At 43.1% G+C, this 24,760-nt stretch carries 24 protein-coding genes and 2 riboswitches; all 24 genes read right to left on the minus strand.

Annotation, left to right across the window (positions count from 1 at the left end):
- Positions 1-50: 50 nt before the first annotated feature.
- Complete coding sequence (locus M8E35_RS17020; RefSeq protein ID WP_252470489.1) at positions 51-689, minus strand: precorrin-8X methylmutase; 639 nt, start codon at positions 687-689, stop codon at positions 51-53.
- Positions 686-1,054, minus strand: a complete 369-nt coding sequence (locus M8E35_RS17025) for a sirohydrochlorin chelatase (RefSeq protein ID WP_229246092.1) — start codon at positions 1,052-1,054, stop codon at positions 686-688. The genes M8E35_RS17020 and M8E35_RS17025 overlap by 4 nt, the downstream gene beginning before the upstream one ends.
- A complete protein-coding gene (gene cobK, locus M8E35_RS17030; protein WP_252470491.1) occupies positions 1,051-1,815 on the minus strand; it encodes a precorrin-6A reductase in 765 nt (254 codons plus the stop codon). Before cobK ends, M8E35_RS17025 begins: the two co-directional genes overlap by 4 nt.
- On the minus strand, positions 1,812-2,501 hold the full coding sequence (gene cobJ / locus M8E35_RS17035; protein ID WP_073030184.1) for a precorrin-3B C(17)-methyltransferase: 690 nt from the start codon (positions 2,499-2,501) through the stop codon (positions 1,812-1,814). Before cobJ ends, cobK begins: the two co-directional genes overlap by 4 nt.
- Positions 2,502-2,527: 26 nt before the next feature.
- Positions 2,528-3,667, minus strand: coding sequence for a cobalt-precorrin 5A hydrolase (locus M8E35_RS17040; RefSeq protein WP_252470493.1), 1,140 nt, complete (start codon positions 3,665-3,667; stop codon positions 2,528-2,530).
- Complete coding sequence (gene cobM / locus M8E35_RS17045) at positions 3,664-4,458, minus strand: precorrin-4 C(11)-methyltransferase (protein WP_252470495.1); 795 nt, start codon at positions 4,456-4,458, stop codon at positions 3,664-3,666. Before cobM ends, M8E35_RS17040 begins: the two co-directional genes overlap by 4 nt.
- Complete coding sequence (gene cobI / locus M8E35_RS17050) at positions 4,439-5,176, minus strand: precorrin-2 C(20)-methyltransferase (protein WP_252470497.1); 738 nt, start codon at positions 5,174-5,176, stop codon at positions 4,439-4,441. The genes cobM and cobI overlap by 20 nt, the downstream gene beginning before the upstream one ends.
- The gene (gene cbiE, locus M8E35_RS17055; protein WP_252470499.1) at positions 5,173-6,393 is read right to left on the minus strand and encodes a precorrin-6y C5,15-methyltransferase (decarboxylating) subunit CbiE; all 1,221 of its coding nucleotides are present in this window, start codon (positions 6,391-6,393) and stop codon (positions 5,173-5,175) included. Before cbiE ends, cobI begins: the two co-directional genes overlap by 4 nt.
- 133 nt (positions 6,394-6,526) lie before the next feature.
- Positions 6,527-6,712: riboswitch (cobalamin riboswitch) on the minus strand.
- 602 nt (positions 6,713-7,314) lie between these two features.
- Positions 7,315-8,289, minus strand: a complete 975-nt coding sequence (locus tag M8E35_RS17060) for an ABC transporter ATP-binding protein (RefSeq protein WP_252470501.1) — start codon at positions 8,287-8,289, stop codon at positions 7,315-7,317.
- A complete protein-coding gene (locus tag M8E35_RS17065; RefSeq protein WP_252470503.1) occupies positions 8,286-9,308 on the minus strand; it encodes an ABC transporter ATP-binding protein in 1,023 nt (340 codons plus the stop codon). Before M8E35_RS17065 ends, M8E35_RS17060 begins: the two co-directional genes overlap by 4 nt.
- 12 nt (positions 9,309-9,320) lie before the next feature.
- Positions 9,321-10,232: an ABC transporter permease gene (locus tag M8E35_RS17070; RefSeq protein ID WP_252470505.1), complete on the minus strand. Its 912-nt coding sequence runs from the start codon at positions 10,230-10,232 to the stop codon at positions 9,321-9,323.
- 2 nt (positions 10,233-10,234) lie between these two features.
- The gene (locus tag M8E35_RS17075; RefSeq protein WP_252470507.1) at positions 10,235-11,167 is read right to left on the minus strand and encodes an ABC transporter permease; all 933 of its coding nucleotides are present in this window, start codon (positions 11,165-11,167) and stop codon (positions 10,235-10,237) included.
- A 164-nt stretch (positions 11,168-11,331) separates the two neighbouring features.
- Positions 11,332-12,960: a peptide ABC transporter substrate-binding protein gene (locus M8E35_RS17080; RefSeq protein WP_252470509.1), complete on the minus strand. Its 1,629-nt coding sequence runs from the start codon at positions 12,958-12,960 to the stop codon at positions 11,332-11,334.
- Between the two features lie 373 nt (positions 12,961-13,333).
- Positions 13,334-13,960, minus strand: coding sequence for a response regulator (locus tag M8E35_RS17085; protein ID WP_252470511.1), 627 nt, complete (start codon positions 13,958-13,960; stop codon positions 13,334-13,336).
- On the minus strand, positions 13,957-15,288 hold the full coding sequence (locus M8E35_RS17090) for a sensor histidine kinase (protein WP_252470513.1): 1,332 nt from the start codon (positions 15,286-15,288) through the stop codon (positions 13,957-13,959). Before M8E35_RS17090 ends, M8E35_RS17085 begins: the two co-directional genes overlap by 4 nt.
- 352 nt (positions 15,289-15,640) lie before the next feature.
- Positions 15,641-16,768, minus strand: a complete 1,128-nt coding sequence (gene cbiD / locus M8E35_RS17095; protein WP_252470515.1) for a cobalt-precorrin-5B (C(1))-methyltransferase CbiD — start codon at positions 16,766-16,768, stop codon at positions 15,641-15,643.
- Between the two features lie 123 nt (positions 16,769-16,891).
- Positions 16,892-17,704, minus strand: a complete 813-nt coding sequence (locus tag M8E35_RS17100) for an energy-coupling factor transporter transmembrane component T family protein (RefSeq protein ID WP_252470516.1) — start codon at positions 17,702-17,704, stop codon at positions 16,892-16,894.
- On the minus strand, positions 17,695-19,536 hold the full coding sequence (locus M8E35_RS17105; RefSeq protein ID WP_252470518.1) for an ABC transporter ATP-binding protein: 1,842 nt from the start codon (positions 19,534-19,536) through the stop codon (positions 17,695-17,697). The genes M8E35_RS17100 and M8E35_RS17105 overlap by 10 nt, the downstream gene beginning before the upstream one ends.
- Positions 19,537-19,553: 17 nt before the next feature.
- Positions 19,554-20,069 (minus strand): ECF transporter S component, encoded by a 516-nt coding sequence (locus tag M8E35_RS17110; protein ID WP_252470520.1) that lies wholly within the window; start codon positions 20,067-20,069, stop codon positions 19,554-19,556.
- A 28-nt stretch (positions 20,070-20,097) separates the two neighbouring features.
- Positions 20,098-20,838, minus strand: a complete 741-nt coding sequence (locus M8E35_RS17115; protein WP_252470522.1) for an alpha-ribazole kinase — start codon at positions 20,836-20,838, stop codon at positions 20,098-20,100.
- Between the two features lie 106 nt (positions 20,839-20,944).
- A riboswitch (cobalamin riboswitch) is annotated at positions 20,945-21,117 on the minus strand.
- 79 nt (positions 21,118-21,196) lie between these two features.
- On the minus strand, positions 21,197-21,994 hold the full coding sequence (locus M8E35_RS17120) for a methyltetrahydrofolate cobalamin methyltransferase (RefSeq protein WP_252470524.1): 798 nt from the start codon (positions 21,992-21,994) through the stop codon (positions 21,197-21,199).
- Positions 21,995-22,215: 221 nt separating this feature from the next.
- On the minus strand, positions 22,216-22,863 hold the full coding sequence (locus tag M8E35_RS17125; protein WP_252470526.1) for a DUF1638 domain-containing protein: 648 nt from the start codon (positions 22,861-22,863) through the stop codon (positions 22,216-22,218).
- A 2-nt stretch (positions 22,864-22,865) separates the two neighbouring features.
- Entirely contained in the window at positions 22,866-24,191 is a 1,326-nt protein-coding gene (locus M8E35_RS17130) for a hydantoinase/oxoprolinase family protein (RefSeq protein WP_252470534.1), read from the minus strand.
- 38 nt (positions 24,192-24,229) lie between these two features.
- Positions 24,230-24,760: hydantoinase/oxoprolinase N-terminal domain-containing protein (locus M8E35_RS17135; RefSeq protein ID WP_289710883.1), on the minus strand; the 531-nt coding region annotated here is incomplete at its 5' end.

Below are 24,760 nucleotides of genomic sequence, written 5' to 3' on the forward strand. Positions count from 1 at the left end.
GTTTATAGGAGTTAAATTGAAGTTTCTATTGTCACCTTGAGTGAAGTAATTTATTTAAGGTGTTTTAAGACCGTATAAATCAGCGCATTAACCACGGTTGCGGCGATTGGGCTTCCTCCCCGAGTTCCGAGTACAGAAATCGAGGGGAACTCTTGGTGTTCCCATAATAAATCCTTAGACTCTTTCGCTCCAATAAAACCAACAGGAATTCCCACGATCAATGCAGGTCGAGTCTCTGGGTTTTCAGCTAAGCGTAAGACCTCGATTAAAGCCGTTGGCGCGTTGCCGATTGCCACTATCGCCCCCCGCAGACGATTTGCATTCATACGAAAAGCGGTCATCGAGCGTGTGATTCCCCAAGCTTTGGCTTGTTCAGAAACTCCAGGAGAGTTTAGGAAGCATTCCACACTCCCACCTAATGACTTGAGTTTCTCCTTGGAAATTCCTGCCCGAACCATCTCTACGTCAGTAATGACGTTAGCGCCCTCTTTCAGAGCCTGGAGACCGCAAGCAATTGCTTCAGGATGAATCGCAATCGAAGACTCTAATGAGGGATCTCCGGTTGTATGAATGATGCGTTCGACCACTGGGTAGTCCGCTTCCAGCCAGGGACGGGTTAATCCAGCCCGGATAATACGCATACTTTCAGTTTCAATTTGACCCGGGTCTAAAATGAAGTCTGCTGTCATTCGCCTAAAGCCTCCTTAATGCGAAGGCTGGCCAAGCTTGCAATCCCGTCATCAGCTCCCAGTTCTCTGGTAAAGATGATCTCAACTTCAGGATGCTGTTCTCGAATTTCACGCAATTCCTCATGAATATCTACCGTTACGTGCATTCCGCGGAAAAGAAAGAGTGGCATTATTACAATGTGAGCCGCACCGCTTTGAATCTTTGCTTCCACTGCTTCAGGCAGACTCGGGTGATCATGAGCCATGTATGCCGGGGTTACCGTCTGTCCCATTAACTGACTCACTTTTTCGGCAACCTCTAAAAGTCCTTGGTTAGCTTCTGCACGACGGCTGCCGTGCCCTAAGATAATAATTTCTGATTTCATATCAATTCCTCCATATGTTTAATAAATTGAGTAAGTGTTTGACTATCTGAAGCCATTTCGGGTACTGGTCGTTTTAAAAGAACCAAGGGCAGGTTTAGGTTAAGACAGGCCTGTATCTTTTCATGGGTTCCGCCAACTTTTCCACTTTCTTTGGCCACTACGACATCGATCTTTAGTTGTTTAAACATCGCTTCATCCCACTCTTGAGAAAACGGACCTTGAGCCGCTACGATTTGATTGGGTTTAAAGCCTAATGATTCACAACGGGCTAATACCTGAGAAGTGGGTAACACGCGGACATATAGGAATTTATCCTTCAGCGAAGGATGAGATACCCAATCGGGCAAGCCGTTACTTCCAGTCGTGAGCAGAATGTTTTTTCCTAGTTTCGATGCAATTTGAACGGCAGCGGGTATATCCTCCGCCCAATGAATAAGAGGATGATCGTCTACCTCCAATGCAGAGCGTTCCCAACGCAAGTATGGCAGCCCTAAATCTGTGCAAACTTTTTTAGCCATTTCTTTAACCTGTACGGCATAGGGATGAGTTGCATCCACTAAAGCCGCAAAGGAATTACCTTTTAGAAGATCTGTAAGACTTTCGGCATCCATCGCTCCCGAACGAGCCTGCAAGCCGTGTTCCTGTACTAATTCTGCCCCATAGGCAGTTAGGGTAGAGACTAATATCTCATGACCGCGCTGTTTTAGAGTATCTGCCAAGTCACGCCCATCCTCAGTCCCTGCTAAAACTAGAAGTTTCACAGTTTATACCCGCGAGGAGTCACCATATAAGGGCCAACAATCCGGGTTTGAGAGTTTCCAATTATGACGGTCGTGAGCATATCAATGGGATGATTCGTGAAATCATCCAGTGTGGTAATTTCTACGCTCGACTCCTCACCTCGTAAGGCTTCTCGAACCAATCCAACCGGGGTATCAGGGCGACGATAACGTAAAACAATTTCCCGAACAGTCTCAATGTGATGGGGACGACCATTACTTTTCGGGTTATAAAGTGCGAAGATAAAATCTCCCTCAGCTGCTAAGCGAACTCGCTTCTCGATAACTTCCCAAGGAGTCAGCAGATCACTTAAGCTAACCACTGCAAAATCATGCATTAAAGGAGCTCCTAACATGGAAGCTGCCGCAGAGGCTGCCGTCACTCCAGGAATGATTTCCAAGGGCAGATCCAGCAGGTTCTCTTGTTCCAAACATTCAATAATAATCCCTGCCATACCGTAGACACCAGCATCACCACTACTTACGACAGCTACTCGATGGCCCTCAGCAGCTAAACGAATTGCTTCTCGACAGCGGTCTATTTCTTGACGCATCCCCGTTGCAACAATTTGTTGATGGGTTATAAACGATCGAATAAGGTCTATGTAGGTTTTATATCCCACGATGTATTCAACTTCATTTAATACTGACTGAACCCTTGCTGTCATATGATCCTGGTCTCCAGGTCCGAGACCTACGACGTAGAGTTTTCTATGCTGATTGCCACTGTTACCCCCTGCCCCTTGGTCTTTGACAGTACTAACCGACCCCTTTTGGCTCCCAGTAAACTCGCTGCTTCGCATACACCGTCCACTCCTATCTTTTCGCTTACAAAGTTTGATCGACTTAACTGTTCTTGAAGATTAACTGACTGCAGCTCATCTGCTCGAAAGGTTCGAAACGGAACCCGCAGGTATTTGGCAACTTCAATCAGTCCCACTTCATTGGATTTAAGGTCAATACTATAGATTCCTGCGATAGCTTTAAGGGACGCTCCGAGCTGTTCTATTGCCAGCTTGATTCTCTCTAGAATGACATCGCTGGCAACCCCTCGGCGGCACCCCACTCCTATACTTAAAATTGGTGGCACTAAATACAGACAATCCGCCTTAATATTTGAGTTTGGAAAAGCATCAATAATGACATTCGCTTTATCCTTTTCCTTTTCGGATAAAAAGCAATAATGGGTATCCTTAACCCATGTTTCATGCTCGGGCGTCAACGGATAACTTGCCCAGACATTGAGCTGTTTTTGCTCTAAAAGTAAGCGGTTGACCGCTGGTAAATGATCAACAGGTTCAACTTTCCATCCATACCTGCGGGCATATTCGTCCGGTGCTACCATACCCCTCACATCCGTGGCTGTCGTAATTACTGGTACAGCCCCAATTTGCTCAGAGATCTGATGGGCCAAAGCATTTGCGCCGCCTAAATGTCCGGAAAGCAAAGGAATCACGAATTTTCCTTCCTCATCTAAAACTAGAACTGCTGGATCTCGGTCTTTCCCTTCTATTAATAAAGCAATTTGACGTACGACGATTCCTGAAGCCATAACAAAGATAAGAACAGAAAACTCTTGCCACAGGCTGGGAATGATATCGCTCAAACGAGAAAAGGATTTAATTTTAAAACTTTGGGAGGATTGTGAATCTCCATGATAGTTGCTTTGATTAAGCACCTTCTCATGAAGATAATATTCTCTTCCAATGGCATTCGGAAGACCCTCTCCAATACGCAGGATTGTATCTAACCCACGGTCAGTTAAAGTCACAAGAGCTGCTTTAGTTTTTGTGTTTACGTCTGCGTCAGTGTCCCTGTCAAGATTCCTGTTCACTTATCTGTCCCTTGCCGATATTCGTGTGTAAAGGTCGGGTCATAGAGCTTTGAACGCGCGTATCCGTTAGCTGGATCTAAAAAATCGCCGACAAGGATTTGAGCCTGTTTTCGAATTCCTGCTGTTTTAACCTTTTCTACGATGGTTTCCAAGGTTCCCAAGAGAATCTCTTCATCTGGCCAACTCGCTTTTGCAACCACAGCAATGGGCGTCGAGATAGGATAACCGCCTTCCTGCAAAGCCTGGACAACAGATCCCATGTCCTGAACACTTAGGAAAATTGACATACTGGCTTGATGTTGTGCTAACTTGGCCAGTGCTTCACGCTCTGGAACAGGAGTGCGCCCAGCTATACGGGTAAGAATCAGGGTTTGGCTGATATCAGGCAGGGTAAATTCACGTTTAACCGCTGCTGCGGCGGCAAATACTGAACTAACCCCAGGAATGACGGAATAGGGTATTTCTTGCTTATCTAAATGCTCAAATTGTTCCTTAATTGCTCCATACATACTGGGATCACCTGTATGGAGCCGGACAATCGTTTCTCCATTTTTGCTTCCCTCAAACATAAGAGCAATCACCTCTTCAAGGGTGAGATGGGCACTGTCATGACAAGGGGTTCCAGGACGACACAATCCCAGCAATTCTGGATTGACTAAGGACCCGGCAAAAATCACGCGGTCCGCTCTCTCAAGGGCGCGAGATCCTTTAAGCGTAATTAGTTCAGGATCCCCTGGACCAGCTCCGACGAAGATTACTTCACCTTCACCGCTAGTTTTTTTCTGGCTCACTGTTTTCCCTCCCCAACAAATCTTTTTTGACGAGTAATAAACTGAGATAATCAATTTTATCAGCTGTAAAATCTTCTGGTTTAGGTTCCCAGCGAATTTTCTCACCAGATTGTCCGAGGCGAGTCAATAAGACTGCTTTTCTGTCGCGCTCTTCAAGCAGGGTCAAAATTTCAGGAAGTCTGCGGGAGACTTTCATTAACACTAAATTGGGGAAATTAAGGAACTCCCCAACATCTTCCGTACTTGGCAAGATAAGCAGAGGCTCATCTCCTGTGGCCAGGGGCAGGTTAATCTTAGCGGCGGCTGCAGCCATAGCCGTAATTCCAGGTACTGTTACAATATATTCCTGAGGAAGTTCCTCCTGGAGAATGTTAAGTAAATAACTATAAGTACTGTAAAGTGAAGGATCACCCAATGTGATAAAGGCGACAGATTTACCCTGTTTCAATTCAGCCAGGATGGTTTGTGCTCCATCTTGCCAAGCCTTAGCTAAAACCTGCGGATCTGAAGTCATGGGCATTTCAAGTTCGACAAGCCGAGCATTAGAGGGACAATGAATTTTGGCAATATCCCAGGCAACACTTTCTCGATCCAGCTTGGATTTTGGTATGGCTACCAGATCGACTGAATGAAGGACATTAACGGCTTGCAAGGTCAAGAGCTGAGGATCACCGGGACCTACCCCTACTCCATAGAATTTTCCCCATGTTGTATTCATGATGCTTCCCCTTTTCTTGCTGATATTATAAAGATTGGATTCAAAGCTTGAGCCATATGCAGAGTTTGTACGGCTTTCCACCGAACTGCTTGAATTGAAACAGTGTCAATATCTTGATAGTTATTGTCTGTAAGAAGTTTCAGACCTTGAGCCACTGTTTCGATCGTCACTGCTGTGATCACGATTCTTCCCCCTTCAACAAGAGGAACAGTTTTTAACATTTCAGCTAAACGCCCATTACTCCCGCCAATAATGCAAACATCGACAGGGGGGAGCTCTCCGAAGACATCGGGTGCAACTCCGGGAATCAAGCAAAGATTTGAAACGTTAAACTTATGTTGATTAGTAAGAATGAGTTCTTGCGCCTCCGGATTATGTTCAATTGCGTATACAACCCCTTCAGAAGCGAGCCCTGCGGCTTCAATACTAATGCTCCCTGTACCAGCGCCAATATCAACGACATTATCGAATTTAGAAATTTGGGCTTTAGCGAGTACTTGAACTCGAATTTCCGCCTTTGTCATCGGAACCTTGCCCCTCAGAAACTCCTCGTCTGGAATTCCAAGCCTGGACCCGGTGCCCTGCATAGTGGAATACCGATGGGAATGTGGATGGAGAATAACAATAGCGTTCTTTAAAAAGGTCTTTTCCTGAGCTAACTGTTCTGCATCCATTGTTGCCCAAAATTCCTCTGGATAAGCAAGGGCATTCCCAACCGAAATTTTCGGATTATGGCCGCGTTCCAAATAAAATTGAGCGATTTTCTGAGGAGTATTTTCCCCACCGGTTAAAACCGCTGTCGGACGAGTTATCACTTGAGGCAATACGGATAATTCTCGGCCATGGACACTGGCAAAAGTCGCCTCTTGCCAAGGAAGCTCGGCTCTGGCAAACGCAAATTGAAGAGAACTGATCCCAGGATGAATGTCGATATTCTCCTCTGGGAATTCCTTCTTTAGTCTGGGTAAAAAACTAAAAAAACCAGGGTCGCCAGAAACGAGAACTCCCACAACCTTCTTTTCCTGAAGTGCATTTCTGATCACCTCAACACTGCTGGACAAGTTGCCGGATAGGACATATTGATGTCCTGTGAAATCTGGAAAGAGTTTAAGAGCCCTAGACCCTCCGATTAAAATTTCGCAGTTTTTCACCAGTTCAATAATCGCAGGGGGCAACCATTCCGGCCTTCCAGGGCCGATACCGATCACCTGTAACATACTTTACCCCTCTTCCATAATGTCGTTTAACTAAATTTCTAAAGATACATTAGCGAATACAAATAAAAAACGAGCCTGAGCGGCTCGTATGGTTTACCCTGAATAAACACACACATCTCCTATCGCTCGTAGGTTTGTGATGCTACTTAAGGCAGGTTTCCTGGCTTCAAGTCATCATTCTCATTTTCATCCATCTTGTGTTTCAAAATGGATTCACAAAGAGAACTCCTTGTATACAGTGGCGGGACCGCGCCGGAGTTTCACCGACTTCCCCTTTTAGATCCTTTAAATTAAAGGAACCTTAAGTATAACGCTATTAAATTCACGAGGCGAGTGTTCTACTAGTCAGAAAGTATAACTTATCGTTATATTCTCTCCGGACGCATAAGTGCAACTAAGGCGACGCCTAGGCCTGAAGGCTTGGCGCTAGCCAATTTTTCTTTAGACGGATAGTGATTTATTCTATAAGTATATACTAAATTCCTCTTTTTCAAAATAAATAATAAATAAACAAAATTATTGTGCTTTAAATGTAGATACTTGTTATCCGCAAATTAGTTAGTTATTAGCCGCCATAATTAAAAGGCGCATTAGATAATCATTGTTTTCCGAGTAATTCCAAAGCGCCGTTGCTTTAACTATATCCTCTAAAGTGAAGGTAAATATGTTTATTAAGTCTTATTTTATCTGCCAAATCAAGGATTGCACTATGATAAGCCTTGCTTTGAAGAATTCACAATCCCACCGCCTATTATAGTGGAACTGGCAGCATCCACAGGATGCTGCCAGCCAACAGTCTGAATGACGCCGCCGAGTATAAATACTTGGAATTAGTGTATAAAGGGAAAAAGTAAACGGCAAGGCTTCGGAGTTCCAGCCGTTTTAGATACTAAGCCAAGATATCCGTATTTTAGGTCCTAATTAAATACAATGACAAGCGACCCAATGATTGTTACCCTGTTCAATCAGTTCTGGAGTACTTAGAGCACAAACTTCTTGCGCCTTTGGGCAGCGGGTTCGGAAATAACACCCTGAGGGAGGATCAATTGGGCTAGGCACGTTTCCCTTCAGTACTTGACGTTGACGTGCGGCTTCAATATCAGGGTCAGGAATTGGAATAGCCGATAATAAGGCTTGAGTATAGGGATGAAGAGGTTTTTCATAAAGGGTAAAGCTGTCAGTTAACTCAACAATTCGGCCCAAGTACATCACAGCAATTCGATGTGAAATATGCTTAACCATGGAAAGATCGTGGGCGATAAACAAATAGGTTAAACCAAGCTTCTCTTGAAGTTCTTCAAGCATATTGACAATTTGCGCTTGAATAGAGACGTCTAAGGCGGAAATCGGCTCATCACAAATAATCAGTTTAGGGTTAACTGATAGTGATCGGGCTATGCCTATCCGCTGGCGTTGCCCACCAGAGAACTCATGGGGAAAACGGTTGGCATGCTCGGGATTAAGTCCTACTGTCTCTAATAATTCATAGATGCGATCGGTTCTTTTTTGTCCTCTGGCCAAATGATGAATATCCAGAGCCTCGCCAATGATATCACCTACTGTCATTCGGGGGTTTAGAGAGGCATAAGGGTCCTGGAAAATCATTTGGATATCTCGACGAACTGCAAGCATTTCTTTAGCATTATAGCTAAGAATATTCTTACCTTGATACTTAACTATACCAGAAGTAGGTTCATATAAACGGATAATCGTGCGACCGGCTGTCGATTTGCCGCAACCGCTTTCGCCGACCAATCCGAGCGTTTCACCTTGATGTAATTGAAAAGAAATTCCGTTTACGGCATGAACCTTTTTATGATGACGAGAAAAGATTCCTTCTTCAAGGGGGAAGTGTTTTACTAGATTTTCGACCTCTAAAATCACTTCATTTTTCATCCCACTCTCCCCTTTTCGTCAAAGGTACTCTTCGGTGCATCTGGATGTAGGAGCCAACAGGCCACTTGATGGCCGGGATTTATTTCAGTGATTCCTGGTGGTTGTTCGGCACAAATCTTCATGGCATGAGCACAACGGGCCGTAAATCCGCATCCTACCGGTGGTTTTAATAAATCCGGCGGTGTCCCATGGATTGGTACAAGCTTGGTACGGCTTAGAGCGTCTAAACGAGGTACGCTTTTTAACAATCCCCAGGTATAAGGGTGTTGAGGGGATTTATAAATATCCTGGACAGTACCACTTTCGACTATCTTACCCCCATACATAACGATAATCCGAGAACAAAGACCAGCAACCACGCCAAGATCGTGAGTAATTAAAATAATTGAGGTGTTAATTTTCTGTTTTAAGTCTTTCATTAATTCAAGGATCTGAGCTTGGATTGTCACATCCAAAGCGGTTGTCGGTTCGTCGGCAATTAATAACTTAGGATTACATAACAAGGCCATAGCGATCATAACTCGTTGGCGCATTCCCCCAGAAAATTCATGTGGATATTGCTTTAAGCGGCGCTTACAATTAGGGATGCCAACCATCTCTAAATATTTTTCTGCCCGATCCATAGCCTCCTGCTTCCCGAGGCCTTCATGCCTTTGCAAAACTTCCGTCATTTGCCGTCCTATCGTTAAAACTGGGTTCAAGGAAGTCATCGGATCCTGAAAAATCATACCCATTGATTTACCACGGATAGTTGTCATTTGTTTCTCGGGAAGTTTTACTAAATCTTGCCCTAAAAAACGGATTTGTCCACTAACTATTTTACCGGGAGGACTGGGAATAAGACGCATCACGGATTGAACAGTTACCGATTTTCCACAACCTGATTCACCAACGATGCCTAAAGCTTCTCCTTCATCAATATAGAAACTTACTCCGGATACTGCTCTAACCTCCCCAGCATAAGTGAAGAAAGAGGTACTTAAGTTATCTACTTCTAATAAATGGTGTAATTGCTGCACATTTTTCTCCCCTTACTTACGCATTTTCGGGTCAAAGGCATCTCTCAGGCCATCTCCCACAAAGTTAAAGGCCAACATTAAGAGGGCAATCATAGCTGCCGGAAAAATCAAGGAATAAGGGTAGGACGGAATATTCATTCTCCCATCAGAGGCCATAGATCCCAAGCTAACCATCGGTGCTTGTACGCCTAAACCAATAAAACTCAGAAACGCTTCCATAAAGATCGCTGCCGGAATTTGTAAGGCAGCAACAATAATAATTTGCCCTATACTGTTCGGCAGCAAGTGTTTAATCAAGATTCTTTTCGTATCAGCGCCTAAGGTACGAGCTGCCAGAACGAATTCCTGTTCCCGGAGAGTTAAAATTTGTCCTCTGACAATACGAGCCATTGGCACCCAATTTACGAGCCCTAGAACAATAAAAATGTTCCGTAAGCCAGGACCGAACGTAACCATTAATAAAATAACATACAGCAAGTCTGGAATGCTAAAAATAATGTCAACTATCCGCTGCATGAAATTATCAAGCCAACTACCTTTATAACCGGATATTCCGCCATAAAAAATTCCAATTGTCAGGTTTATAGCTACTGAACCAAAACCGATTAATAAGGATATACGGGCACCGAACATCGACCTGGTTAAAATATCCCGACCCAACTCGTCTGTGCCAAAGGGATGTATCCAATTAGGATATTGGTTTGTGGCCATTAAATTATTAGTTTTATAATCGAACTGGGAAAAGAAGGGCCCGAAAAGAGCAAAGAGAATAATCAAGGCAAGTACCGTTAGTCCCCCCATGGCCAAAGGATTCTTCCGGAAACGGCGCCAAGCATCTTGCCATAAAGTTGTACTAGGCCGATTTATGCCCTCTGCCTTAAGTCCCTGCTGCAAAGGAGAAAATGACTCAACAGAAATACTCAAGACTAGGCCCCCTTTCGTCCCGTAAGTTTAATCCGGGGGTCAACTACGGTATAGGCAATATCCACCAAGAGATTAAAGGTTACAAGCAAAGTGGCAAACAAAATCGTTGTGCCCATAATGACTGGATAATCTCGGTTACCTATACTGGTTACAAAAAACTGGCCAATACCTGGAATGTTAAAAACGTATTCGACAACAAAATTTCCGGTTAAAATATACGCAAAAAAAGGTCCCATAAACGTAACAACTGGAATCAAAGCATTTCTTAAAGCATGACGTAAAACAATAATATACCCTGGTAATCCTTTAGATTTAGCAGTACGAATATAATCTTGGTTTAAAACATCTAACATACTAGAACGGGTGAGACGCGTAATCTGGGCAATGGGATAGGCACTTAAAGCCAGTGCCGGTAAAACTAAATTTTTTGCCTCCCCCCAACCGATCGGAGGAAACCAATGGGTTTTAAAACCTACAAAGTATTGCAAAAAGGTTGCTAAAACGAAACTGGGAACGGAAACACCAATAGTTGCCAGAAAGGTGGCAATATAGTCGGGAGCCTTATTCTGTTTTAGAGCAGCTATTATCCCCATCATAGTCCCTCCGACCAGGGCCAGGACAGTGGCCACAAGCCCGAGAGCTATGGTCTTAGGTAGACCTTCCCTAAATAAATCATTAACCGTACGTCCCTCATAACGGAAAGTTGGGCCAAAGTTAAAATGCGCTATGTTTTTGAGATAATCAAGATATTGATTAGCTAAAGGGTCATTTAAATGGTAACGCTGATTAATATTTTCCATGATGGCCGGAGGTAAGATCTTTTCCGAAGAAAATGGCCCACCTGGAATAGCATGCATTAAGAAAAATGTGAGGGTAACAACAAGCCAAACAACTAAAAGAGCTGAAACAATTCGTCCAAATAAGTATCGAGCCATATAACGTCCTCCTCAGTCATCCTCAACAAAAATTGCACCAAGCCTTTAGGCGCAGACGGAAGTTTTGTTGAACTTAAGCTGACCTAAGATCGCACTTTCAAAAAGTAAATCTGGAAAGGGACAAGTTATTACAACTCACCCCTTTTTCTACCAGTCTTGTGAACTTATTTCTCTACAGTAACATTTTTGAAGTCAGTGAATCCTAACGGTAATTGAATGAGGCCCTTAATATTATCTTTAAGCACGTAGTAATTTACATAATAGTAAATTGGCATAATGGGCATGTCATTCACTAAGACTTTTTCGGCGTCATGCATAGCTTGCATACGTACCTTTTGATCCCCGCTCTTTTTAGCAGTTTCAATATCCTTGTCAAAATCAGCGTTCGACCATCCGGTTTGATTATTTCCGCCCTGAGTTACGAACATATCCATAAATGTCATGGGGTCAATGTAGTCACCAATCCAACCTGCCCGGGAAATATCATATTGCAAGTCTTGTTGCGACCGTTGATATACTTTCCATTCCTGACCAACCAGTTTAACATTAATCCCTAAATTTTTGGCCCACATATCCTGGATTGCTTGGGCCGGAAGTTGGTGAGAACCATTAGTGTTGTACAAAATACTAAGTTCTGGGAAGTTTTTGCCATCGGGATAACCAGCTTCAGCTAATAATTGTTTGGCCTTGGTAAGATCTTCTTTAAATAACTCTCCCCCAACCTCTCTGAAGGTCTTACCAGTTTCAGCATCCGGAACCCCTCCTGGAACATAACCTAAGGCAGGAGTTTGGCCAGCTTTGAACACATTATCAATCAGTGCTTGGCGGTTAATAGCAAGAGCTAGGGCTTGACGAACTTTAGTATTGTCTAAAGGTTTCTTAGTTACATTGAATCGATAAAAATAAGTTCCCAAGTAAGGAGAAGTCTTCAAACTGCCGGCTTTGCGGAGGCGATCCAGATCTGAGATCGGTACAGCAGTTTGGTCAATGCCATCTAATTGCCCAGCCTCATAGGCAGTCAAAGCAGCTTTGCCGTCTGAAACAAGGTTGAAGGTTAACTCCGTAAGCTTAACACTATTGGCATCCCAGTAATTAGAATTCTTAACAAGAACCAATTTGTCATTATGACTCCAAGATTGCATTTTGAAAGGACCGTTGGAAACAAAGGTTTCCGGTTGCAAATTCCATTTTGGATTAGCCTCAACATTGTTTTTGTTTACCGGGTAATAAGTGGGGAAAGCCAGCAAAGACTTAAAGTAGGGAGTAGGACTTTCTAAGGTAATTTCCATTGTCTTAGGATCAACGACCTTAATTCCTACATCTTCGGCATTAGCTTTCTTACTATTATAAGCTTCGCCGTTCTTTATGTAGAACAATTGGTAAGCATACTCTGCAGCTGCTTCCGGATTTAATGCATGCATCCAAGCAAACTTGAAATCATCCGCCGTTACAGGGTTGCCGTTATTCCACTTGGTATCTTTAAGTTTAATGGTGTATATAAGACCATCAGGGGAAACTGTAATACTGTCAGCGATGGCATTTTGCGGGTTACTATCCTTGTCTAAGCGCATTAACCCTTCGAACATATTCATTTCCATGATCATCTCAGGAATACCGTTGGACATCTGGGGGTCAAGAGTCTTTGGCTCCGAGCCAGGGGCATAACTCATTTTCATCTCTTTTGACGGAGTTGTACCAGCAGTAGGGGCTGTTGAGCCACAACCCGTTAATACTACGCCAAGTACCAGAGCTATAGAGGTAGTGGTGACTAACCATTTGTGATTCTTAAACATAATTTTCTTTCCCTCCCTCACATAGTTGAACAATAATTTATCATTACTCTCTAAACCAAAGCTTTTCTTCTGCATTTATTTCTTCTAAATTATAAAGAAATATATTTAGAGAGCAAATTTGAGGTTGTCTCTGGCTTCACTGTAGTGACTCAGTGAATTCTACCTTTAGTTGTTAAGATTCAGGTAATGAACCTATTCGAAATATTCATTCTCTTCCCCCTCTAAATTAATACTACAATTCTGACTAATTATAACAAGAAACTTAGACTAAATTGAAGAAATAAAAATGAGAAAAAGGGGAAATTAATTCTTCATTGTCCGATCCAAGAAGAAAAACCTTAGGGATATCCCTAAGGCGATAATGATTATACAATTAAATCCAACCATATCGATTTTTTGGTCTTCCTATTTTTTGATAACTAGGGATTGACCGCACCTTGCCATTTTGAACAAGATACGTAAGATATCGATAAACTGTAGGGACGGCTAGCGATAATTCTTTCGAAATCTCCTCCACTGTAGAAGGTTGCTGACAAGCCGTGAGGTGTCGTTCTATATAGGACAGGGTCGTTTCGCTAATTCCTTTGGTTACAAACACTTCGTATTGCATTTTTGGTGTTGCTTGAACAGTCTTTGTCATATCCAACAACCGCTTATGCAATTGAACGCGAGCAATCAAATCCGGCGCTTTGACCGGTTTAAGTGCAAAATCGGTGGCGCCTGCATCCAGAAAACGGTCGGCAATTTCTTGCCTTTCATCTACAGTGAGTACAAGAATAGGTATTTGTTGATCTTGTTCCCGAATCAGGCGAACCGTTTCTAAGCCATCAATTTCAGGCATATGATAATCCGCTAAAATGATATCCGCTCCATGATTAAGGAACCCCTGAATTCCCTCTCTCCCATTGGGATAGGCTATGGGATCCCAACCAACATACTTAAATATTTCACTTAACGTATAGCGCAGGGATAGTTCATCATCAATGATTATTATTCTCATTGGCTTTCTCCCAGTGGCAGGGTTATCCAGACCTTCGTCCCTTGCCCTACTTCACTTTTTATATTAACGGATCCTTCGTGTCCTTCTGCAACTTTTTGTACAAAAGCTAAGCCAACTCCAGGATGGTTTTTTGTGCTGTAGCCGGTCTTCCAGATACTTTTTACATCATTCGCCAAAATACCGTATCCATTGTCTTCAACCTCTAATTTTACAGTGTTTTGCAATGTTTTGGCGCGCAAGACTACCCTTCCATTCTCCCGCCCTTGAATGGCATCCAACGCGTTATCAATTAAATTTATGATTGCTCGAGTTAACCTGATTTTATTAATGTAAAGACTTGATTGAGGTTCCCCCTCTAATTCAATATCCACCTTTAAATTCGTACCACTTAGACGACTAGCTCGAATATAATCGATTAGTTCTTTAAGCTCACACCAGTTCTTTCGATCCTCATATAAAATTTCTGAGACCATTTTGCTCATTGAATTAATAGAACCATAGATAGTTTGGCAATATTCTCGCATCTTAGGATCCGGCCATCGTATCTCCATCAATGAAACCAGTCCTTCGATTGTAGCAAGCGGAGTTTTAAGGTCGTGGACAAGATGGAGAACTTCACGTCCTGAACGAGATTCATTGGCTTCAAGTTGGGCACGATGTAGGTCCTGTGAAATAGCCCATTTCTCCATATATAAAATCAAGTAAATCCATAAAGTAATAGCACTAGCTACGAAGATAAAAAACAACACATTCGCATAAAGTGCGAGAACCTGACCAAATCCAATTTGGATCGCTACCTGTTTTATTTTTATCGATAAAGAACCTTGTCCGAAACCATAAGAAGTAAGAAAAGGAATTTGATTTAACCAGGCAACACCAAAGATCAATTGGGAGAAAACCAGTAGTTTCATCCCCATATTTAATTTTTGTTTGCTTAATTTCTGCATCACCGCGATTGATAGCCAAAGAAAAATATCTGTGGCCCCAAAACTATAGTTTAATGGAGTCATCACATTGACGATAACGTAAGCGAGCGGTACTACAGTCAGGGGAATGATGGTTTTAAAACCAGGACAATTGAACGCGTCTGCCATCCCATCTCCCAACATCACCACGCTGAGAAACTGAGGAGTGGAAATAATGGTATTTATTGACACAACGAGAAAGGCATTAACCATTAACGCACTTCCGTCTGTTTTTTGGTTCATGGTTTGGAGTAATTGATCCAATCCTAAAAGTTGAGGTTTTAACCAATACGGTATTAAAATTCCCAACAAAAATAGTCCAATTCCTAACCATATTTTCCTTGACCTAACGACGCTTCCCACTGCATTACCACCTTTCCTACTCATGTTATTATAACATGAAATCGGAATTGGATAATTTCTTTCCCACATAGCCTCTATTGTTTATGCTCGCACCTTACTTCCATGGATGACGCTAGCCAAAACCTTGCCCAGCTCTTGAAGCCTGTAAGGTTTTGCAATCACGTCGTAAAAGCCGTACTTTTATAGTCGGACAGTGTGTCGGATGAGTAGCATGGAAAAGTAATTGGTAAGGCTTTAACTGATGGTAGTCCTAGAAAAAGAAATAAGAGGTCTGAATATGACAGACAGCTTCAATCACATTCAGACCTTGTTATATGCATTACACGATAAAGTTGAAATACTCAGTAATTGGTTAAGGCTCAATCGACCACGCCCACCCTTGTTCCTCCACCATCTTAAGAGCTTCCTGATCCCAGCCAACCGGTCGGCCGTCTAATAAGGTCATAATCGTTCCAACGCTAAGACGCCCAAAGGTGTAAGCCTGGGCTCTTTCACTCGCTAAGTGTGCCAGATGATGAAGCAATTTTTGCTCTCCAAGGAGCAAGAGTTCGGAGGTTGCCCCTTCTGTCGTTGGAAACTCGGCCAGATGCTTCAAGGTATCTAAATTAAGACCAGCTAATGCAGCGTGTGCCAGTAAGACTTCCATTCGAGCATCTGCAACTCGATTATGCGTATGGAAAATTCCGCCGGAAACCTTAATGAGCTTGCCAACATGCCCCAAGAGAATGACGCTTTCAATCCCCCGATAAGCGGCCTCCTCTAGCATATAGCCTACAAAATTACTCATCTGTATTACGGCTTCGGGCGGAACTTTAAAGCGTTCAGTTGCTACCCTGTATCCGTAGTGCCCCGGGGTGAACACAATGGTTTTATGCCCATAGGCAACTGCTTGATCCAACTCCGGCAGTATGGAAGTTTTAAACGCTTCCTCGGACATCGGTCGGACGATCCCACTTGTCCCGAGGATTGAAATTCCCCCTATGACCCCAAGTCTCGGATTAAGCGTGCGCAAAGCGGTAGCTTCTCCCTTAGGAACTTCGATAATAACTTCGATTTCTTCATCGGGAAAAACCTCTCGGACTGCTTCACGGATCATTCTTCTAGGTACCGGGTTAATGGCATTTTCCCCAACTGAGATCGCCAAGCCTTTTTTCGTGACGGTCCCAACTCCCTTGCCTCCGCGAATGTGAACTTCTCCTTGATGAGAAATGAAACGTACCATCGCACGAATTTCAAGGCCATGAGTGATGTCCGCATCATCCCCACCATCTTTTAGAATACTGGCCCAAGCTTGAGGGTATCCGGATTCTCCGCTGTGAATGGGCATCATTAAGCGCGCCGAATTCGGCAGTGGAATCTCTGCCTGCTCCGCTAAACTGTTCCCTTTAAGCAACTGACAGGCGGCTTTTGCCGCACCCGCAGCACAACTTCCTGTAGTATATCCTTCACGCCAAGTATGTCTATCTTTATCTCGTGCCATAGTTTCTCTCCCACATTAAATTTAATCGAAAGTACAATCGTTATTATTATATAGCCCTGAATTGATTCATCGACCTTTGATATCAAGAAAATGTAAGTCATATAGAGCCAGTTTTTGATGAACCTATAATACTCCCAGCTGCAGTCTGAATCGGACAAAGAAACTCAATGTTATCAACAGAACTATAAATGACATTACCCAATAATCCCTTGGAGCAAAGGCTATTTCGCGCATAGATGTCCAAGTTCGCGTCAAACCGTACCCTCTGTTAAGCATTGCCATCGATAGTGAATTAGCCATCATTATTGAATTAATAAACAAGGGAACCATAATCGGTATATAGGATCGGATGGAACCGATGATCCCTTTCTCGTTGAATTTAGTACCACGCGCTCTTTGGGCCTCTAAAATTTGCCGGCGTTTTTTATCTAGGGTTGGAATAAATCGAATCGCTGTTGTCAGCATCATAGAAACTTCAACTGGCATCTTCATCTTTTGAAAGAACTGGGTGAAATCATCAATTGATGTGGTTAAAATCAAGACCGACGAAGCGATCATCATACTAAAAAGACGAAAAATAAACGTACTTCCCATCATAAATCCCCCTACAGTAGCCCCCAGCCTTTCTCCAGGAAGGGCATAAAAGAGGATCGTTTGACTGGATACATGTTCAAAGCGCTCAGGTGCAAATGTAAATCCTGTGATTAGAATAATCGATATGAAGATAGGAATCAAGGGAATCATCATTCCCCAGATCTTTTGCAAGGGGATTTTTATCCAAAAGGCTAAAAGCCCAGTAAGCGAGACAAGCAAAAGCTGATATTTTGGATCCTGAAATAGAAAGGAAATTATAATAAACCCTAAGAACCCGAGCATTTTTGTCCGGACATCCAGATGATGGAGCAAGGTCTCCCCTGGTAAATACTCTATAAGCATCCTGACTGCTCCCTGCTTTCGAACATCGCCGCAAACTCACTTGATTCGATCAAGGGTTCGGGCCCGAAAATATCCTCCAATTGGAATGAGAGCCTGCATAATTGGGGTGGAACAATAGCAGAGTCAAGAAGAATTTGTTCGTTGGAAAAAACACTCTTTGGCGTGCCATCTAACAAAACACCGCCGTCTTTCAAGACAATAACCCTCTTTGCATATTGAGCAACTAAGTCCATATCATGACTAATCATGATAATTGTCGTCCCTGCAGTGTGAAGTTTACGGATCAAAGCCATCATGGTCTGAACTCCTGTCCAGTCTGAGCCCGTGGTCGGTTCATCTATGATCAGGACTTTAGGGTTTAAGACAAGGATTGAAGCCACAGCAATCATTTGCCGTTCTCCTTTGCCCAAACTAAACGGATGAACGCTGCGGTATCTTTCTAAACCAGTATACTGGAGAACCTGTTCAACACGTTCCTTGATTTCCTTACCTTTAAATCCCGCGTTCTTGAGCCCAAATTCCAACTCTTTCTCGACCGTAGCTGAGAAAATCTGATGATCCGGATTTTGAAAGACATAGCCGACAGTTTTTGACAAATCGGAGGTATCATACTTTAGAGTATTCATGCCCCCAATGATAACCTCACCACTGGTTGGTTTCAAAAGTCCGTTAAAATGTTTGGCTAAAGTCGTTTTTCCTGCTCCGTTTTGTCCGATTAAAGCCACGAAATCCCCTGCTTCAACCATCAGATTAATCCCTCTCAATGCGGTCTGATCTGAGTTATATTGATAATTTAGATCCCTGACTTGAACTGCAATTTCTTTCTTAGACAAGTGCAGTTCTTGCTGAAGCAAGCCATCCTTTCTCTGTTCTGACCCAAACCCTTGACCTGGTACTGGCACTTGCACTTGTCTTTGTGCTAGGCCTTGTAAATGCCCCTGCCAATGTCCGTATTTGGGTAAAAGCTCTCTAATCAAACCTTCTGCAGATGGGATATCTAAGGGGATTTCAGCGAGGGTAATCCAACCCTTTTCGTAGAAATCCCATCCGATCTGAGTGACTGGGAGGGGCTTAATCCCCCACTGACGCAAGAGGGGCAGATTGCGAAAGAGTTCTGAAGGAACTCCTCTCCAAACTAATTCTCCCTGGTTAAGTACCACGACTTCATCTGCCTTATAAATCAGTTCTTCGCTGGAGTGTTCGACTAATATAATGGTTAAATCCTTTTTCCGCCGCAAATCCGCTAATGTCGTGTAGATTTCTGAGCGTCCTGCCGGATCGAGTTCTGAAGTTGGTTCGTCCAGCACCAGAATTTCTGGTTCCATCACCAGGACACCCGCAATCGCCAAGCGTTGTTTTTCACCCCCCGACAGCTCCTCAGATAAACGATCGTTATACCCTTGGAGGCGAACCTTTTCTAAGATTTGATTAACTCTCTGTTTAATCTCCTCTAAGGGCACTAAAAAATTTCGAGGACCAAATGAGGTGTCTTCCTCAACCGTTCGTCCAATAATTTGTGTCTCTGGGTCCTGGAGGACAAGTCCCAAAACTTTAGACAAGGACTGTACTGCGGTTTTCCCGACATCCTTTCCAGCTACACTTACCCGTCCTGTTAGTTTTCCCTCCAGAAGCTGAGGAATCAGACCGTTCAGACATAAACTCAAAGTCGTTTTCCCTGCCCCAGTGGACCCCATTATGAGAATGAATTTTCCTTTTTCCACGTCTAAGCTAATGTTTTTCAAGCTTGGTTCTACTGCATTTGGATAACGATAAGAGAGATTTTTAATGCAGATTGCACTTGCTTGGCATTTTTCATTTTCCAAGGTCTCCACGATTTTCACCCCATTAATTAAATGAGCCGGCTTCCTTTAATTGCTTTGTAGGCTACTGCAGAAATAATAACATTAAGAGTTGCTCCAACCACTAAGAAAGGCAAAAGCGCTAGAACTCCGCCCATACCCATCATTGGAAGCATGGCAAAGGCTGAGACTACCCCATTAAGCACAATTCCAACGATGACTGCCGGAATCAAACCAAGCTTCTCATTGACCCAACGATAGGCTACAGCCCATAAAGCCATTTGCAATGCAACATACAGATGGACCGGAATTGTCAAAGTGAATCCGACAACCGCCGCTGTCAACAAGTGTCCAAAAGCAATAACTATCGCACCGGTTAGCCCGCCAAAGGCTAAGGCACAAAAAAATCCGGGCGCAGAATCCATGCCAATCGTTCCAACCGGACTTGGAATTTTAATGAGCGCTCCTACGGCACTTAAAGCAATGAAGATGGCCATAATCGATAATCTTTTAACATTCCAAGCGGAAAGTTGTAATTCCTGTTGTTCTATTCCTAGATTCTTCATACAAATATTCCTCCCTAATTTAAATTATTTAGTATAATTCACCTATTATCGTTAAGGGCAAATTTAGAGAACTTAATAATCTTTGATCTAAGGCCCCGGATGACGAAAAAATAAGACATGTAGACGGACCTGCTGATTTATCTAAATCAAGAGTACAGGCAGGAGCAAATTTAAATCTAGTATTGATCGAAGAGGCCAATTGTTCTGCTTCTAGTCGTATCCCTCTTGATCCTATTGGAATTATGTCATGAATACTTGAACTTTCTAAGAGGGTTTGAACCGATTTTACTTTTATAATTTCTGGGTCCTCCGGATTGCTAAGTTCAGGTCCGACCTTAGGGAAGCCTAAACAATAGACGGCGTCTCCAAGTTGTGCTGTTCCAATACGCAGCTTATTTTTCTCAGCTAGTCCGATTACGCTGACTCCAAGGCCAGTTTGCATTGTGGACATATTTTTCTCAGTGCTTATCGCAACAGGGAGACTTTCTAATCCTGCGGATTCCAGTTCATCATTCACCCCCTTTAATAATTCATCGCCAGTCGGGCACGGCTCATTTGAAATTGCCACGGTTAGCATCTGTGGTACACCTCCTGTAGAAAGGACCTCCAACAGCGCGACCCTTGTGGTCAATTTTCCTGTTATAAAGCACGAAATCTTGTACACATCAAATTCCTTCATACCAATTGCTCCACAGGAATCACAGGAAACGACCAAAGATTGTGTTTCGTTTATCGAAACAACTTCAACATCCCGACCGAGATATCCCAAACTTTTTCACCTCTCATATAAATTAACAAAACAAAAAAGTTCACAGTCTAATTTTCATTTTCAACTAGTATGAAAATGAAAACTGACCATGAACTTTACCTTTGTTCATGACTTTAAGTTACAGGCAGGTCTCCTGACTTAGAATCATCAACTTTATGCGCCTTCCCGGTTTCCCAGTGGCTATGCATAAGTCTCCTCTTTACAGTGGTGGGTCCGTCCGGGATTCTCACCCAGTTCCCTATTCTCCCTTTGCAGGGCACCAGTAACAAACGAATGATTAAGTTATATGTATTTTAATGCAAACTGCGTTAGATTACAAGAGTGAAATTCCAGACATTTCTTTCAGTTTTTACTCAAATTAATCGTACAACCCTTTACGATGAGCGGTCAAATACTGCATACAGAATGAATCTTGTCCCAATAAAGCTTGAGAGGCGTAAACAAAGCCCATCATTGCTTTGTCAAGAGGATCTAATATATAGGCATCCATGCCTGCATCCATTGTTTGAATCATGAAGGCTTGATTTAAAATTTTTCGGTTAGGGAGTCCATAAGAAACGTTACTTAAACCACAAGCTGCGTGAACAAGAGGAAATTCTTTGCGAATGAAACGAACTGTATCGAGAACATCGTTACCACAATTATCCCCTGTACTAATTGGAGTAACAAGCGGATCTAAGTAGATATCATCTTCAGGAACTCCTGCAGCTGTAAGATCACCCACTAATTTTTTGACAATGGCGATACGTTGCTCTGCAGATGTCGGAACACCCGTATCATCCATACACAAGGCTATAACTTTTGCCTTGTATTTCAGAACCAGAGGCAGTACCGCTACATAGCGTTCTTTTTCCGCAGTTATTGAGTTAACCATAGGTTGACCATTTTTTACAGCTGCCAGTCCTGCTTCCATAGCCTCTGTCCTGGGCGTATCAATACAAAGAGGAGCCGACACTGCTTCCTGAATAGTGCGAACAAGCCATTCCATTGTCTCTACTTCATCGTGTACCATAGTACCACAGTTGACATCTACGTAATGAGCTCCAGATTCAACTTGTTTTTTCGCCAGTTCCTGGATAAAGACTGCGTCTCTTTGCTCTACTGCAGGTTTAACAACCTTTCTGCTGGTGTTTATAAGTTCGCCAATAATTAACATTTGTCGCCTCCTAACTTAACTTTCGCAGATCCGCTTAATAGCTACATCCATATAAAATTTTTATATACTTTTTCTAATTCATCCATTAAATCTCCGGCTAATTTACTATGTTTGTTCCTGAAATGAATGCAATCCCCACAGTAAATTCCCCTGTAAGCTGTTAAGTTTTTTCTATGTACTTAACACTTATCAACATTTTTCAACTTAAGCGTTCTCCTGAATTATAGAAAATTACGTTGCAAAACCATCCTACCCGGAGAGGTGACCACAAATTCTTCATCCCAATCACCTTGAAGAAGCTTTTCTAATAAACGTAAAGAACCTTGTTGTTCTTGGTAATCTGCCTTAATATACTTAGCAACTTCACTTGAATACTTGGCAAGCTCTTCGCGATTCCCCACACCAGTATCAATAAATAATACTCGTTGATAATTGCTGTATTGAGTGTCGATCATCCATTGAGCATTCTCTTCACCATAAGATTTGGTGTAACGTTTGAACTCTGCTAATGGTTCCGCACCCTGATCAATCCAGCCTTTGCTCAAGTAGACAGTACCAGGGTACTTTTCGAATTCCTTGTCGTAATCTTTCCGGGCACCCATTAAAATGCTTATGCAATCATGCACTCTGGGAATCACCAACATATGACGTTCAGAATGAAGGTTTACTACACCGTATGAGCAAAGGCCATAACCAAACAGTAAGGTATCATGTTCATGATCAGCATCGATCCGCTGTTGAAGTTCGTTTTGAAGTTTCTGTGGTTCGCGATGCAGGGCATATGGCAACAATTCTAAATCCATCCTGGATGGAAGTATCTTTTGAATTTCATCAGCCAAGGTGTAACAAGCAAATACTTTGGCCTTCATTCTCAAACCTCCCAGCTGGGGTGACCTATGGCCGTGACCTCAATCCGCGTCTCAAGAAACACGACATCATTTCCTCCCGCCGTATGACTGAGTACTTCTTCTTTTTCGACCAACAACTCAGGATTGACCACACCCGCCCGCTGTGCTCTCTCTAGAGCTACTTCCTTTGCTTTTTTCAAAGCATTCTTTTCAGCCTCTTCCAGATACAAAAAAGCTTCCCGTTTCCAAGGAGCATGCACTACATACCCCCCTGCTACCCCGGGTTTAATCAAGATACGAATTTGTTCCGCGACCTGACCGGAGGCAGCTCCGACCGCATTTGCCACTTCAGCATGCGTGGGTATTAAAACCGGGGTATTCAAGGTGCTTCCAACAGCTGGAAGATAGCCGGATACGGGAGCCCCTAAAGCAACAATCGGATATTCAAGAGTAATTTCGGACTTGAATCCTCGCTTATGATCTCCATTAAGCAGGGAGCTTAATAGAAATGAGACACTGGCCTCACTACTAAGCTTAATACGTAAACCCTCTCGGTAAGCAAAGCTTTGTAAAATAGTCATACATAGAGCGGCTTGGATCTCACTCAAGACTTTAGCTGCAAATTTATCCGGTTCTAAGCGCAATCTATGCGCTAGAATCCGCGCTCCTTCCTGAGCCGCTGCCACGTTATAGTCGGTAAAAGTATTTAGGACATGCAGTAAATCCGTGGGGGTAAAAGAAATCCGACCTATGACCTGAGCCTGCTCTAAGTCTTTTAACGGCAATAAATTTGGATCACGGCCAACTTTTTCTGCGAGAGCAAAAATATTGTGAGCACTTTCTTCAAGAGCGTTGATTATCTTCCATTCAGTTTGATTCCACTGCTCGTTATTGACTGGTTTTTTAACCAACATAAAGCAATCCACGGGCTGTGAATCTATTATCAGCCTATTTGGATCCACTCTTCTTAATTCATCAATCAGATTGGGATATTTATCTGCTATGACAGACAATGGCCAGACTCTCTTCGGGCCGATTACTAATTTTCGATCCTTTGAAACTTGAATATAACTGTCTCCGCCCAGACCAAAGGTACTAATTTCTGCAGCTTCAACACGGGTTTTCCAACCTCCAACGGTCGCCCCCTCACGGTTCATCCGGGGACGGCCATTTTCTAAGATTGCTATATCCGTGGTCGTCCCACCCATATCTAAAGCAAGAGCAGATTCGGTCCCTGTTAGAAATACTGCTCCAACAATACTGGCCGCAGGCCCTGAAAGGATCGTTTCAATGGGTTTTTCACGAGTCATAGTTTCACTCATGAGTGAACCATCCCCTTTGACGATCATCAAAGGAGCTGAAATCCGCTTCTCTTTAAGGACGGCTTTTACCGCTGTAAGCAGTTCGGCAATAGTCTGGCATTCAGGCAGGCCGTCACTGTCCGCTCATGAAAACCTAAGGCAGTCGTGAGCTGATGTGCACACACAATAGGTACGTCCCAGAGCTCCCTAATTATTTTTTGAGCATTCTGTTCGTGCTCTGGATTCCGAATGCTAAGATAGCCAGAAATGGCAATCGTGTCGACTTGATTGCGCATTTCAGTCACTGCTCTTCGTATAGCCTCCGGATCGAGTTCCGTTACAGGTATCCCCTTAATATCATGCCCACCTCTAACTACAAATACCTGATGGGCTGGGAGGTTGCCGGTCGACTCATGACCAATAAGAATTAAGCCGACCCGGCAACCACGCCCCTCTACAATGGCATTAGTAGCTAATGTCGTCGACAGAGATACGAGCTGAACTTGACGCGGGTCTAAATCACCCATATTTTCGATACATTTTCGAATTCCTATGGATAAATCCTCACGTGTCGTAAATGCTTTGGCCTTTTCCTTTACTTCCTTGGTGTTTAAATC

It is taken from the genome of Desulfosporosinus nitroreducens, assembly GCF_023897015.1.
GTDB classification, from domain to species: Bacteria; Bacillota; Desulfitobacteriia; order Desulfitobacteriales; family Desulfitobacteriaceae; genus Desulfosporosinus; species Desulfosporosinus nitroreducens.